Annotated in this window: 12 protein-coding genes; 9 read left to right on the forward strand and 3 right to left on the reverse strand. The window is 70.1% G+C overall.

All coding sequences use genetic code 11. The annotated features are described in order from the left end of the window. Window positions 1–49: 49 nt before the first annotated feature. A complete protein-coding gene (locus U5A56_RS05425) occupies window positions 50–1405 on the reverse strand; it encodes an acyl-CoA dehydrogenase family protein (protein WP_321921233.1) in 1356 nt (451 codons plus the stop codon). 451 nt (window positions 1406–1856) lie between these two features. Between U5A56_RS05425 and U5A56_RS05430 the strand changes: the two genes are divergently transcribed. From U5A56_RS05430 to U5A56_RS05465, 8 genes are all read left to right on the forward strand, one after another. After that, window positions 1857–2942, forward strand: a complete 1086-nt coding sequence (locus U5A56_RS05430) for an LLM class flavin-dependent oxidoreductase (protein ID WP_044842988.1) — start codon at window positions 1857–1859, stop codon at window positions 2940–2942. A 20-nt stretch (window positions 2943–2962) separates the two neighbouring features. Beyond that, on the forward strand, window positions 2963–3808 hold the full coding sequence (locus tag U5A56_RS05435; RefSeq protein ID WP_044843147.1) for a class II aldolase/adducin family protein: 846 nt from the start codon (window positions 2963–2965) through the stop codon (window positions 3806–3808). 35 nt (window positions 3809–3843) lie between these two features. Beyond that, window positions 3844–4878, forward strand: coding sequence for an ABC transporter substrate-binding protein (locus tag U5A56_RS05440; protein WP_044842987.1), 1035 nt, complete (start codon window positions 3844–3846; stop codon window positions 4876–4878). Between the two features lie 4 nt (window positions 4879–4882). Continuing rightward, entirely contained in the window at window positions 4883–5989 is a 1107-nt protein-coding gene (locus tag U5A56_RS05445) for an ABC transporter permease (protein WP_321921236.1), read from the forward strand. Beyond that, entirely contained in the window at window positions 5983–6807 is an 825-nt protein-coding gene (locus U5A56_RS05450; protein WP_124484935.1) for an ABC transporter ATP-binding protein, read from the forward strand. Before U5A56_RS05445 ends, U5A56_RS05450 begins: the two co-directional genes overlap by 7 nt. 50 nt (window positions 6808–6857) lie before the next feature. Then, window positions 6858–8042, forward strand: coding sequence for a cytochrome c (locus U5A56_RS05455; RefSeq protein WP_321921238.1), 1185 nt, complete (start codon window positions 6858–6860; stop codon window positions 8040–8042). Between the two features lie 37 nt (window positions 8043–8079). Continuing rightward, complete coding sequence (locus U5A56_RS05460; protein WP_124665831.1) at window positions 8080–9039, forward strand: ABC transporter substrate-binding protein; 960 nt, start codon at window positions 8080–8082, stop codon at window positions 9037–9039. A gap of 98 nt (window positions 9040–9137) precedes the next feature. Further along, window positions 9138–10004 (forward strand): MOSC domain-containing protein, encoded by an 867-nt coding sequence (locus tag U5A56_RS05465; protein ID WP_124485076.1) that lies wholly within the window; start codon window positions 9138–9140, stop codon window positions 10002–10004. Window positions 10005–10177: 173 nt separating this feature from the next. Here U5A56_RS05465 and U5A56_RS05470 read toward each other — a convergent pair whose 3' ends face one another. After that, on the reverse strand, window positions 10178–11578 hold the full coding sequence (locus U5A56_RS05470) for a sensor histidine kinase (RefSeq protein WP_321921241.1): 1401 nt from the start codon (window positions 11576–11578) through the stop codon (window positions 10178–10180). Between the two features lie 196 nt (window positions 11579–11774). Next, on the reverse strand, window positions 11775–12449 hold the full coding sequence (locus U5A56_RS05475; RefSeq protein ID WP_044842980.1) for a response regulator: 675 nt from the start codon (window positions 12447–12449) through the stop codon (window positions 11775–11777). Window positions 12450–12574: 125 nt separating this feature from the next. On the opposite strand from U5A56_RS05475, the gene U5A56_RS05480 reads away from it, so the two are divergent. Beyond that, window positions 12575–13675 carry an ABC transporter substrate-binding protein gene (locus U5A56_RS05480; protein ID WP_044842979.1) on the forward strand — a complete coding sequence of 367 codons (1101 nt, stop codon included), beginning with the start codon at window positions 12575–12577 and terminating at the stop codon, window positions 13673–13675. Window positions 13676–13771: the final 96 nt, after the last annotated feature.

Consider the following 13771-nt stretch of genomic DNA (forward strand, 5'->3'; position numbering starts at 1 on the left):
CTCGTTTGCGTTTGCGTTGGCTTTTGCACCCACCATCCCGCCGCCCCGCTCACGCATCGCTGTTGCGACCGGATACCGGCACGTCGCGTGACGTTCCGCCCGCATCCGCGTTCGTGGCAACGCGTCGCGCCGCCGCGTCGAGCACGGCCCGTCCGGCGGCCACCGCGATCGCATCGTCCTGCGGCGTATGCACGCGGCTGCACAGCACGTCGCGATAGTGGCGTTCGAGCGGATTGTGGCGGCTCAGCCCGTGATTGCCCGACAGCTTCACCGCATGCTCGACCGTGCGGATCGCCTGTTCCGTCACGGTCCGCTTGACGAGGCCGCTCGTCGTCACCGTCGGCGGGTCGCCCGCATCGGTGCGCGCGATGTGCTCGTCGAGCAGCACGCGGTTCGCGTGCAGCCACCCTTCGATCTCGCCGACGGCCTCCTGCACGCGCGGCAGCGTCGCGAGCGGCGCACCGAGCCCGCTCGGCGCGCGCGTCGTCGCGAAATCGAGCAGCCAGTCGCGCGACGCGCGGGCGACCGCGTCGTAGAGGCTGCCGAGCAGCGCGACCATCCAGGCCTGCTGGTCGGCCTGCGCATCGACATCCGCATGACTCGCGGCCGACACGGCCCACGCATCGGGCGCGCGCACGTCCACCGCATGATCGGCGGGCAGCCGCACGTCGTCGAACACCACCTCGTGACTGCCCGATGCGCGCAGGCCCAGGTGATTCCAGCTTTCGATCACGCGGATGCGCGCATCGACTTCCGTGTCGCGCTCGCGCCGCACGAGGAACACGCCGACGCGCGGCTCGGGTTCGTCCGTGCGGGCCCACACGGCCAGCCAGCGCAGCGCCGGAATGCCGGTGCTGTACAGCTTGTGGCCGGACAGCCGCCAGCCGTCGCCGTCGCGACGCGCGATCGTTTCGGGCAGGCCGCCGCGCGACGGCGAACCGAGCGCCGGCTCGACGCGCAGCGCGTTGATCAGCGCGCCGTCGGCAACCGCGCTGTCGAACACCGCACGCCGCAGGCGCGCGGGCCAGCGGTTGTCCGCGCGGCCGAGCGCGCGATGCTGCAGGTAGGTCATCGTCAGCACCAGCGCGGTCGCCGGATCGGCGCGCGCGACCGCGGCCACGATCCGGCTCGCCTGCGCGAGCGTCGCGCCCGCGCCGCCGTGCTCGCGCGGCACGACCTGCGCGATCAGCCCGGCGCGATGCAGCCGTGCGAAGTTCTCGTGCGGGAAACGGCCGTCGACGTCGTTGCGGGCGGCGTCAGCCGCGAGTTCGGGCGCGAGACGCGCGAGCAGCGCGGTAACGCGCGCATCGTCGGCAGGCAGGTGGCGCAGCGACGACTGGGACGACTGCGGCGATAGCGGCGATAGCGGCGATAGCGGCGAGGAAGCGGCAAGGCTGGCGGACATCGGTACGGATTCCCTCGGTGACTGGGTAACGGGATAAAACGTCGTGGCGAAGATCGGTCGGCGAATGGCGGCGGTGGCTCGCGGAGCCGGCGGCGATCGGCGCTGGATTCGCCGGGGGCGCGTGGCGTGGATCCGGGGCGCTCGCGCACGCATCCGCCGCACACCTCTGCCTTCGACCCGATCCCCCGCTTCCGAACCCGATGCCGATCCGGCTCACGTCGTGTTGATCCGGCGAGCAAGCCCCGCTCGACACGCAGCCGGCGCCCCGTTCGGCCCGATCGTGAGCCCATAGCGTATGCGCAACGCACACGCGCCCAAACCATGCAAATCTGATATTCAATTCGGGATTGATTATTTCCGTTCCGCATGATCCCGGCGGTAATCTGCGCTCCATTCCCGCCCGGCCGGCCATCGCTGGCCGCGCCGGGCCGTCCTTGCATCGGAGACCCAGATGAGCGTCGAATTCATCGGCATGATCCAGAGCCAGAAGCAGTCGGAAATCCATCCGCCTGCCGGCCCCGTCGTCGACCCCGACTACGTGCGCGACTTCGCCCGCGCCCACGAAACGGCCGGCTTCGACCGGATCCTCGTCCCGCACCACTCGACCGGCCCGTCGGCGACGCTGACGATCGCGTTCGCGGCCGCGGCGACCGAGCGCATCCACTTCATGCTCGCGCATCGCCCCGGCTTCACCGCGCCGACGCTCGCCGCGCGGCAGATCGCGACGCTCGACCAGTTCAGCCGCGGCCGGCTCGCCGTGCACTTCATCTCCGGCGGCTCGGACAGCGAGCAGCAGCGCGACGGCGATTTCCTCGACCACGATGCACGCTACGCGCGCACCGACGAATACCTCGGCATCCTGCGCCGCATCTGGACCGACACGCAGCCGTTCGATCACGACGGCGCGCACTACCGCTTCACGCAGGGTTTTTCGGAAGTGAAGCCGTTCCAGAAGCCGCACGTGCCGATCTACTTCGGCGGTGCCTCGGAAGCGGCGCTGGAAGTCGCCGGCAAGCACGCGGACGTCTATGCGCTGTGGGGCGAATCGCTCGACCAGGTGCGCGACCTGACGACGCGCGTGCGCGCCGAAGCCGCGAAGCACGGTCGGCAGGTGCGCTTCTCCGTGTCGTTCCGGCCGATCCTCGCGGCAACCGAAGACGAAGCGTGGGCGCGCGCGCACCGGATCCTCGACGAAACCCGCCGGCTGCGCGAAGCGGCCGGCCTCGCCACCGGCGGCCCGCAGCAGAGCGAAGGCGCGCGGCGCCTGCTCGCCGCGGCCGAACGCGGCGCGCGCGTCGACAAGCGGCTGTGGACCGAGATCGCGAAGCTCACCGGCGCGCGCTCGAATTCGACCGCGCTGGTCGGCACGCCCGAACAGGTCGCCGACGCGCTGCTCGACTACTACGACCTCGGCGTGACGACGTTCCTGATTCGCGGCTTCGATCCGCTCGAAGACGCGATCGACTACGGCCGCGAACTGATTCCGCGCGTGCGCAGCGCCGTCGCGGCACGCGACGCGGCGCGCCGCGCGGCCTGACGCACGGGGAGATGCCGACCATGTCCGCCGTCCTGTCTTCGTCCTCGCCCGTGCGCACCGCGTCGGGCCTCGTCCTCGCCGACACGCCGCGCCAGCATTTCTGGTTCGATCCGCCCGCGCCGCGCTTCGACGTCGCCGCCGAGCGCCGCCACCGGCAGGAGCGGCTCGCGGCCGCGTTCCGCCTGTTCGCGCGCTTCGGCTTCGCGTCGGGCCTCGCGGGCCACATCACCGCGCGCGACCCGGAACTGCCCGACCACTTCTGGGTGAATCCGCTCGGCGTGCATTTCTCGCAGATCAAGGTGTCGGACCTGCTGCTCGTCAATTCGCGCGGCGAAACCGCGATCGGCAACCGGCCGCTGAACAAGGCCGCGTTCGCGATCCACGCGGCGATTCACGACGCGCATCCGCACCTCGTCGCGGCCGCGCACACGCATTCGACCTACGGCAAGGCGTGGTCGACGCTCGGCCGCCCGCTCGACCCGCTGACGCAGGACGCGTGCGTGTTCTACGAGGACCACGCGCTGTTCGACGACTTCACCGGGATGGTCGTCGATACGAGCGAAGGCGCGCGGATCGCGGATGCGCTCGCGAAGCCCGACGGCACCACGCACAAGGGCGTGATCCTGAAGAACCACGGCATCCTGACGGCCGGCCCGACGGTCGAGGCCGCCGCGTGGTGGTACATCGCGCTCGACAACGCCGCGCACACGCAGCTGCTGGCCGAAGCGGCCGGCACGCCGCAACCGATCGATCAGGCGACCGCGCGACACACGCACGGCCAGATCGGCGGCCCCGACGGCGCATTGCACGCGTTCGACAGCCTGTTCGCGCGCGTCGTCGCCGACGAACCCGACCTGCTCGACTGAGCGCCCGCCGCACGACCGGAACCGGAGACCACACCATGACCAAAACCACCGCACCCGCGCCGACCGGCGCCCATGACGACAAGCGCCGCCGGCTGCTGCGCGCGGCCGGCGCCGCCGCGCTCGCCGCACCGGCGATCACGCTCGGCCGCAAGGCCTGGTCGGCGCCGCCGCTGAAGAAGCTCACGTTCGCGTGGAACCAGAACGCGTTCTGCCTGACGCCGATCGTCGTCGCGCAGGAGAACGGCTTCTTCGAGAAGAACGGGCTGAAGGTCGAACTGATCAACTACAGCGGATCGACCGACCAGCTGCTCGAATCGATCGCGACCGGCAAGGCCGATGCCGCGGTCGGGATGATCCACCGCTGGCTGAAGCCGCTCGAAGCCGGCTTCGACGTGAAGATCATCGGCAGCTCGCACGGCGGCTGCGTGCGGCTGCTCGGGTCGAAGACGGCGGGCGTGACGACCCTGCAGGCGCTGAAGGGCAAGACGGTCGGCGTCAGCGATCTCGCGGCGCCCGGCAAGCATTTCTTCTCGATCCTGCTCGCGAAGAACGGCATCGATCCCGAACGCGACATCACATGGCGGCAGTATCCGGCCGACCTGCTCGGCGTCGCGGTCGACAAGGGCGAGATCCAGGCCATCGCCGACGGCGACCCGAACCTCTATCTGCTCGAGAAGCGCAGCAACGGCGCGTACACCGAACTCGCGACGAACCTGTCCGGCGAATACGCGCGCAAGGTGTGCTGCGTGATCGGCGCGCGCGGCGACCTCGTGCGCAACGACCGCCCGGCGGCCGCCGCACTCGCGCGCTCGATCGTGCAGGCCACCGAGTACACGCACGACAACCCGAACGAAGCCGCGAAGGCATTCGCGAAGTATTCGCCGAAGATCAACCCCGACGACCTGCGCAAGCTGTACGCGACGCTGACCTACACGCACCATCCGACCAACGTCGACCTGCAGCAGGAAATCGCGTTCTACGCGGACGATTTCCGCCGCATCAGCGTGCTGAAGAAGAGCACCGACCCGCAGCGCTTCGCGCAGCAGGTCTATGCGAACGTGCTGGGGTGACGCGATGTCGACGATCGAACACGCGTCCGCCGCGCGCACCGCGTCCACCTCGGGCAATGCCGCCACCGCGGCGCCGCCCGCGACTGCCACGTCCCGCACCGCGTGCACGGCCTGCGACGCGACGCTCGCGGCCGAAGCCCGCCGCGCACACACCTGGCCGACCGGCGTCGTCGCGGCGCTCGCGTGGGCCGCGCTCGGCGCGGTGACCTACGTGTGGCCGAACCGCGTCGTGGGTTTCACCGACTGGGCGTACACCGACACGTTCGGCATCGCCGCGTGGGCGATCGGCGCGCTGCTGCTGGCCGCCGCGACGCTCGGCCATCGCGTGCCGGCCACGCGCGCGCGGCTCGCCCGCGTGCGCCCGGCCGGCCCGTGGCTCGTCGCGCTGCCGCTCGTGCTCGCCGTGTGGGAAATCGTCACGGCCAAGACCGGCTGGCTGCCGACGCCGTTCTTCGCGCCGCCGCAGGCGCTGATCGAGGTCTACGCCGACGACTGGCCGCGCCTTGCCGGCAGCGCCGGCAACACGCTGAAGCTGCTTTCCCTCGGGTTCGCGTACGGCGTCGCGGTCGGGTTCGCGGCCGGCGTATCGATCGGCTGGTCGCGCCGCATCGGCTACTGGGTGCATCCGGTGCTGCGCGTGCTCGGCCCCGTGCCGGCCACCGCGCTGCTGCCGCTCACGTTCTACTTCTTCCCGACGAGCTATTCGGCCGCCGCGTTCCTGATCGCGCTGTCGACCGGCTTCCCGGTCGCGGTGCTGACGTGGTCGGGCGTCGCGAGCGTGAACCGGCAGTACTACGACGTCGCGCGCACGCTCGGCGCGAACGCGCGCTTCCTCGTGTTGCGCGTCGCGATTCCGGCCGCGCTGCCGCACGTGTTCGTCGGCATCTTCATGGGGCTGAGCGCGTCGTTCACGGTGCTGGTCGTCGCCGAGATGATGGGCGTCAAGTCGGGGCTCGGCTGGTACCTGAGCTGGGCGCAGGGCTGGGCATCGTACGTGAACATGTATGCGGCGCTGATCGTGATGGCGCTGCTGTTTTCCGGGCTGATCGCGCTGCTGTTCGCGGTGCGCGACCGTGTGCTCGCGTGGCAGAAAGGAACCGTCAAATGGTAAGCGCCGCCGTTCTCGAATCGTCCGTTGCCACGCCGCCCGCCGCGCTCGACGCCACGGCGCCGCGCGGCGCGCGCATCGACATCCGCCGCGTGAGCCACGCGTTCGACGGCCCCGGCGGCCCGCTGCCGGTGCTCGACGACGTCACGCTGTCGGTCGCGGCCGGCGAATTCGTCGCGCTGCTCGGCCCGAGCGGCTGCGGAAAATCGACGCTGCTGCGGCTCGTCGCGGGCCTCGACGCCGCGCGGCAAGGCACGATCGCGCAGGACGGCACGCCGATCGAGCGGCCCGATCCGTCGCGCATCGTCGTGTTCCAGGATCCGACGCTCTACCCGTGGCGCCGCGTGCGCGCGAACGTCGCGCTCGGCCTCGAGGCGCGCGGCGTGGCCCGCACGTCGCAGCATCGCGTCGACGATGCGCTCGCGCGCGTCGGGTTGCAGGAATTCTCGAACGTGTTTCCGCATCAGCTGTCGGGCGGGATGGCGCAGCGTGTCGCGCTCGCCCGCGCGCTCGTCAACGATCCGCGCCTGCTGATCCTCGACGAGCCGCTCGGCAAGCTCGATTCATTGACGCGGCTGACGATGCAGGCCGAGTTGACCGCGCTGTGGCAACGCGACGGGTTCTCCGCGCTGCTCGTCACGCACGATGTCGAGGAAGCGCTGTTTCTCGCGCAGCGCGTGATCGTGTTCGGGCCGCGGCCCGCACGCATCGTCGCGGAACTACGTGTCGACCTGCCGTATCCGCGCCATCGCGGCGACCCGCGTCTCGCCGAACTGCGTCACGAAGCGCTGCGGCATCTCGGACTCGATGCGAGCTGGTAGATGCGCAGTACCTTTCGCAGGATGGCCGGTGCGCGGCAAGGGCCGCGCCGATGAACGCGCCGCCGTTCGCCGACTGGGCGCTCCTGTTCCTGCAACTGCTGTATCGCGCACAGATCGCGTTGGCCCGGGTGCTGCATGCGCTCGGCCTGACCGGCGATGCCGACGGACAGGCCGCGTGGCCCTGGGCACACCGCATCGCGCTCGAAACGCTGCGCATCGACGCGGGGCTCACGCGACAGCTTGCATTCGCCGTCGCGATGACCACGCTCGCCGCGGCGCTCGGCTGCATCGCACTCGTGTCGCGCAAGTGGCGGGCGGCAGCGGTCATCGCCGCGCTGGCCGTCGCGTGGTTCGCGCCGTGGCCGCCGGCGTCGCTGTGGCTCGCGCCGGCGGTGCCCACGAGCTTCCAGCGCAGTCCCGCCGCGTTTTCCGTCGCGAACCTGATGCGCGGCGCGCATCTGTATGCGCAGCATTGCGCGGCCTGTCACGGCGCGGACGGCCGCGGCGAAGGCCCGCTCGCGGCCAGCCTCGCGCATTGGCCGCCGACCTTCGCGGGCGCACTGCTTGCCCGCCGGCTCGACGGCGAACTGTATTGGCGCATGCGGCACGGTACGCGCGACGCGCGCGGCGCGGCGTCGATGCCGGGCTTTGCCGCGACGCTCGGCCCGGCCGACACCTGGGCCGTGCTCGATTACCTGAAAGCGCTGTCGGCCGGCAGCGGCGCGCAGGCGGAAGGAGCGTGGCCCGTGCCCGTTCCGCTGCCGGCGCTCGACGTGCGCTGCGGCAGCGCCGCGCCGCAACCGCTCGAGCGCTGGCGCGAAGGCCAGCGCGTGCGCATCGTCGCGCTCGCGCCGGGCGGCACGCCGCCGCGGGAAGACCCGCGCTGGCAGACGCTGCTCGTCACCGCCGGCGATCCGTCCACGCCGCCACCGCCGGTCGGCACGCGCGCGAACTGCGTCGCATCGACGGCCGATGCATGGCAAGCGTTCGCGACGATTGCCGGCGTGCCGCCCGCTGCGTTCGGCGGCACGCAACTGCTTGCCGACCGGCGCGGCTGGCTGCGGGCGCGCGCGTTGCCGGGCAGCGCGGGCTGGTCGGCCGACGACTTGCTGTGCCGCTCCGATGCCGCGGCGCGAGCGCCGGCCGACGCCGCGAACGTCGATCCGCTGACCGCGCTGCTGCTGCGCGTGGACGCCGAACCCGTACGCGACGTGCAGGCCGGGCTCCCGCATTGAATCCCTGAACCGTTTTCCCGACGAACCGAACTTCACGATGAATCCGACCCGACGCCACTTCCTCGCGCAAGCGAGCGCCCTCGCCGCCGCCACCCTCGCCGCCGCGCCGACCACGCTGCATGCGCAATCGGACGCGCGGCCGCTGCTGCGTGCCGGCGACCAGAAAGGCGGCCTGCGCGCGCTGCTCGAAGCGGCCGGCGAACTGAACGGCCTCGCGTACGACATCGCATGGACCGAATTCCCGGCCGCCGCACCCCTGGCCGAAGCATTGAACGCGGCGGCCGTCGACTGCGGGCCGATCGGCGACGCGCCGGTGATCTTCGCGCTCGCCTCGGGCGCCCGCATCAAGGTGATCGGCGCGAACCGGTCCGACCCGTACGGCACCGCCGTGCTCGTGCGGCCCGACGCGACGCTGAAGGACGCCGCCGACCTGAAAGGCAAGCGCATCGGCACCACGCGCGGCTCGATCGGCCATTTCGTCACGTTGAAGGCGCTCGACGCGGCCGGCCTGCCGCCCGACGCCGTTTCGTTCCGCTTCCTGCCGCCGGCCGACACGATGCTTGCGCTCGCAACCGGTTCGATCGATGCGTGGGCGACGTGGGAACCCTATACGGCCCTCGCGGAAACGAGCGGCCGCGCGCGCGTGCTCGTCAACGGCCGCGGCCTGTGGTCGGGCTTCAGCTACATCGCGGCGACCGACGCGGCGATCGCGTCGAAGCGCGACGTGCTGCACGACTTCCTGCAACGGGTGGTGCGCGCGCAGGTCTGGTCGTACCGGCACGTCGACGCGTATTCCGCGGCACTCGCGCGCATCATCGGCATCCCGCCGGCGGCCGCGAAGCTGCAGTTCGAGCGCCGCAACACGCGCTGGCAGCCGATCGACGCGACGGTGATCGCCGGGCAGCAGCGTACGGCCGACTTCTACCTGAAGGCCGGGCTGCTGCGCCAGCCGCTCGACGTGCGCACGACCTTCGACCTCGGCTTTCCGCTGGCGTGACCGGCCGCGGCCGTGCGGCGGCCTGCAACCGCCCAAACGGCTTTCGCACGATCTGGCACAATCGCGATTCGACCATCCTGCCCGTGTCAGCCAGCGTCATGCCAGCCATCTCCGAACTCTTCGTCTATCCGATCAAATCCTGCGCCGGCATCGCGCTGTCGCGCGCGCAACTGCTCGAAACGGGCCTCGCGTACGATCGCCACTGGCTGATCACCACCCCGGACGGGATGATGATCACGCAGCGCACGCACCCGCGCCTCGCGCTGATCCGCACCGCGCTCGAGCACGACGCGCTCGTGCTGAACGCGCCGGGCATGCCCGAGATCCGCACGCCGCTCGACGGCGACGCGACGCCGGCCACTCCGAAGATGGCCGCGACCGTCTGGCGCGACACCGTCGACGCAATCGACACGGGCGCCGCGACAGCCGCATGGCTCACCGAATTCCTCGGCACGCCGCTGAAGCTCGCGCGCTTCGGCGCGGATGCGCGGCGCGGCTGCAACCGCAAATGGACCGGCGACATCGACACGCACACGCAGTTCGCGGACGGCTATCCGCTGCTCGTGATCGGCCAGTCGTCGCTCGACGACCTGAACGCGAAGCTCGTCGCGAAAGGCGCGCCGGCGATTCCGATGAACCGCTTCCGCCCGAACATCGTCGTGTCGGATCTCGATGCGTATGAAGAGGATTTCGTCGAGCATCTCGACGCCGAAGGCGACACACCCGTGCGGCTGCGCCTCGTGAAGCTGTGCACGCGTTGCCCGATGCCGACGATCGACCAGGTGACCGGCGCGCCGAACCCGGCGTGGCCGCACGAGCCGACCGACACGATGCAGACGTATCGCGCGAATCCGAACTACGACGACGCGCTGACGTTCGGCATCAATGCGATCGTGGTCGAAGGCGCGGGAGCCTGGCTGGAGGTCGGGCAATCGCTCGAGGCGGAGATCGGATTCGGCGATTGAGCGACTGAGCGGGGCGGCGGACGGCGCGTCGTATGCATCGCCGCCGAGGGCGATGCGTCGAAGACATCCGCCGCGACGTTGCCGGCGCGCCCACCTCCCTCCCTCGGAGATGCCGCTCGCCGCCATTCGCTCACATTCGCCGCGATTCTCCGCGACCAAGCGAACCGGCCCTTCTACTGCGCCGCCGCCGGCACCGTCGGCAACATCACCGTCACGATCAACCCGCCTCCCGCCGCATCGGCCAGCGTCACGCTGCCCTGATGCACGCGCGCGATCTCCCGCACGATCGACAGCCCGAGCCCCGTGCCTTCGACCGTCTGCGTCTTGCTGCCGCGATGGAAGCGCTCGAACACCGCGTCGCGCTCGCCGGCCGGAATGCCCGGCCCGTTGTCGATCACGTCGAGCCGCGCATGGTCGCCATCGCGCGACACGCGCACCGTGATCACCGCGCGGTCGCCCGAATAACGAATCGCGTTGTCGATCAGGTTGCCGATCAATTCGCCGAGCAGGTCCGGTTGGCCGAGCACGTCGACATCCGCCTCGTGCTCGAAGCCGAGATCGATGTCGCGCGCGCGCGCGACCGGCGACCAGTCGAGCGTCACGCTGCGCGCGAGCCGGTGCAGCGCGACCGGCTGGTGCGCGACCGCCTGGCCGCTGTCCGAATCGAGCCGCGACAGCGACAGCAGCTGCTGGACGATCTTCACGGCCTGCCGCACCGCACCGTTCACGCGCCGCAGATGCACGTTCACGCGCGGCTGCTCGTCCGGCCGCAACGCCAGCTCGACGCCGGCCTGCACCGCCGCGAGCGGGGTCTTCAGCTGATGGGCCGCGTCCGCGAAGAAACGCCGCCGCGCGAACTGCATCCGCTGCGTGCGGCCGATGTACTGGTTGATCGACTCGACGAGCGGCGCGAGTTCGCTCGGCATGCCGCCGGTATCGAGCGGCGTCGGATCGCCGTCGCTGCGCGCGGCGACCGTCGCCGACAGCCGGTTCAGCGGCCGCAGCCCGCGCCCGACGCCGAGCCACACGATCCCGAGCGCGAGCACGACGAGCAGCCCCTCCTGCAGCAGCGAGCCCATCAGGATCTCGCGCGCGAGCGCCTGGCGCGCCTCGATCGTCTCGCCGACCATCACCCACACGATGCGCGTCTGCGCGGTCGGCACGTCGTGCACCGGCACGCGCAGCGCGGCCATGCGCAATTGCTCGCCGCGATAGACGACGTTGTAGTAGCGCGTGACGAACAGCGTGCCGTCGCCCTGCGGCAGCGGCAGGTCCGGATAGCCGGTGATCGTGCGGCCGTTGTCCTCGCGGATCAGGTAATAGATCTTGCCGCCGTCGCCCGACTCGAACATCTCGAGCGCGAGATACGGCAGGTCGACCTCGATCTCGCCCTCGTTGAACCGCACGCCTTCGCGGATCGACTTCAGCGACGACGACAGCGTGCGGTCGAACGCGACGTGCGCGGCGCTCATCGCGCGCTGGTACGTGAGCCACGAGTCGAGCGCGAGCAGCCCGAGCAGCGGCAGCAGCAGCCACAGCGCGACCTGTGCGCGCAGGTTCGGGCGTGTCACCATGCTGCCCGCCGGGCTGCACCGACCAGCGTGGCGGAAAACGCGTGCGGCCTCGCTCCGCGCCCGTGCAGCCGGCCGGCTTTGCCAGGCCGGCCGCGGATGGCAGACGCGCCCCCGGCAGGCCGCGAACGTGTCGATCCCGAGCAGCGCTTTGGCGCGTACCGCGGCGCCATGCAAAGAAGGCAAGCCCGGCGGCGGTTCATCCGGCCGCCTTCGCTTCGAGCAAGTATCCGAGGCCGCGCAGCGTGACGATCGCGACGCCGGTGTTCTCCAGCTTCTTGCGCAGCCGGTACACGTAGATCTCGATCGCATCCGCGTTGACCGACTCGTCGAGCCCGAAGATCTTCTCCGACAGCGTCTCCTTGTTGATCGCGCGGCCGTTGCGCAGGATCAGCACCTCCAGCACCGAGCGCTCGCGCGGCGTGAGCGGCAGCGGTTCGCCGGCGAGGTGGAAGCTGCGGTCGATACTGTCATACGAAAGCGGCCCGCACTCGACCCGCGAATGCTCGTGGCCGAGGCTGCGCCGGATCAGCGCGCGGGCGCGCGCCTCCAGCTCGGTCAGCTCGAACGGCTTCGCGAGGTAGTCGTCGGCGCCGAGATCGAGCCCCTTCACGCGGTCCTCGACCGAGCCGTGCGCGGTGAGGATCAGCACCGGCACCGGATTGCGGCGCGCGCGCAGCCGCCGCAGCACTTCGAGCCCGTCGAGCTTCGGCAGCCCGAGATCGAGGATCACCAGCGCGTAGTCCTGCGTGCGCAGCACGTGATCCGCCGCCTCCCCGTCCGCCATGTGATCGACCGCGAAGCGCGCGGCACTCAGCGCGTCGTTCAACGACTGCGCAAGGTTCGGGTTGTCTTCGACCAGCAGCACACGCATGGGGACCTCGGGAAATCCATGACACAAAGGACACTATTGTGAACCGAAATGAAAGCAGGCTGAAAGTGCCTCGCAATTAACATCCGCGTCACTCGAACAACACACACGCATAACTGGAGGAAGACATGCCGTTTGCACCGAAGCAGCTCGCCGCCGCGCTGGCGATCGTCCTGGGCACCGCCGCCGGCGCCGCCACCGCGCAGGTTCCGGCCGGGTATCCGGGTAACTACCAAGGTGTCGTCGACGCCGCGAAGAAGGAAGGCAAGCTGATCGTCTACTCGACGACCGACACGGGCCTCGTGCGCCCGCTGATCAAGGACTTCGAAAGCCTGTATGGCGTGAAGGTCGAGTACAACGACATGAACAGCACCGAGCTGTACAACCGCTACATCAGCGAGAACGCCGCGAGCAGCACCAGCGCCGACGTGCTGTGGAGCTCGGCGATGGACCTGCAGGTCAAGCTCGTCAACGACGGCCTGATGACGTCGTACGATTCGCCGGAAAGCGCGAACGTGCCGCAATGGGCGCAATACCAGAAGCAGGCGTACGGCACGACGTTCGAACCGCTCGCGATCGTCTACAACAAGCGGCTGATTCCCGAGAACGAGGTGCCGAAGACGCGCACCGACCTGATCAAGCTGCTCACGTCGCAACCCGACAAGTTCAAAGGCAAGCTGACGACGTACGACGTCGAGAAATCCGGCGTCGGCTTCAACGCGCTGACGCAGGACGCGCACCTGAACGAGAAGGTCACGTGGGAGCTCGTGAAGGCGATCGGCGCGACCGGTCCGAAGCTGCAGTCGAGCACCGGCGCGATGATGGAGCGCATCTCGTCGGGCGAGAACCTGATCGGCTACAACATCATCGGCTCGTATGCGTACGCGAAGGCGAAGAAGGACAAGTCGATCGGCTACGTATTCCCGAAGGACTACACACAAGTCGTGAGCCGCCTGGCCACGATCTCGAAGAAGGCGAAGAACCCGAACGCCGCGAAGCTGTGGGTCGACTACCTGCTGTCGAAGCGCGGCCAGACGCTGATCGCGAACCAGGCGAACCTGTACGCGATTCGCACGGACGTGACCGGCGAAACGTCGGCCGCGAGCCTCACGAAGGAACTCGGCGATTCGCTGAAGCCGATCCCGATCGGCACCGGCCTGCTCGTCTATCTGGACCAGTCGAAGCGGCTCGCGTTCCTGAAGCAATGGCAGCAGGCGATCAAGAGCTGATCCGCTGATTCGCTGATCGGCTTCGGCCGACCGACGGCCGCCCGCCGCACGCCGCGCGGGCGGCCCCCTTCCCCTTACCGACTTCCTAGAGGCGGC

Origin of the sequence: Burkholderia sp. BCC1998 (assembly GCF_905339875.1) — a bacterium.
Taxonomy (GTDB): domain Bacteria; phylum Pseudomonadota; class Gammaproteobacteria; order Burkholderiales; family Burkholderiaceae; genus Burkholderia.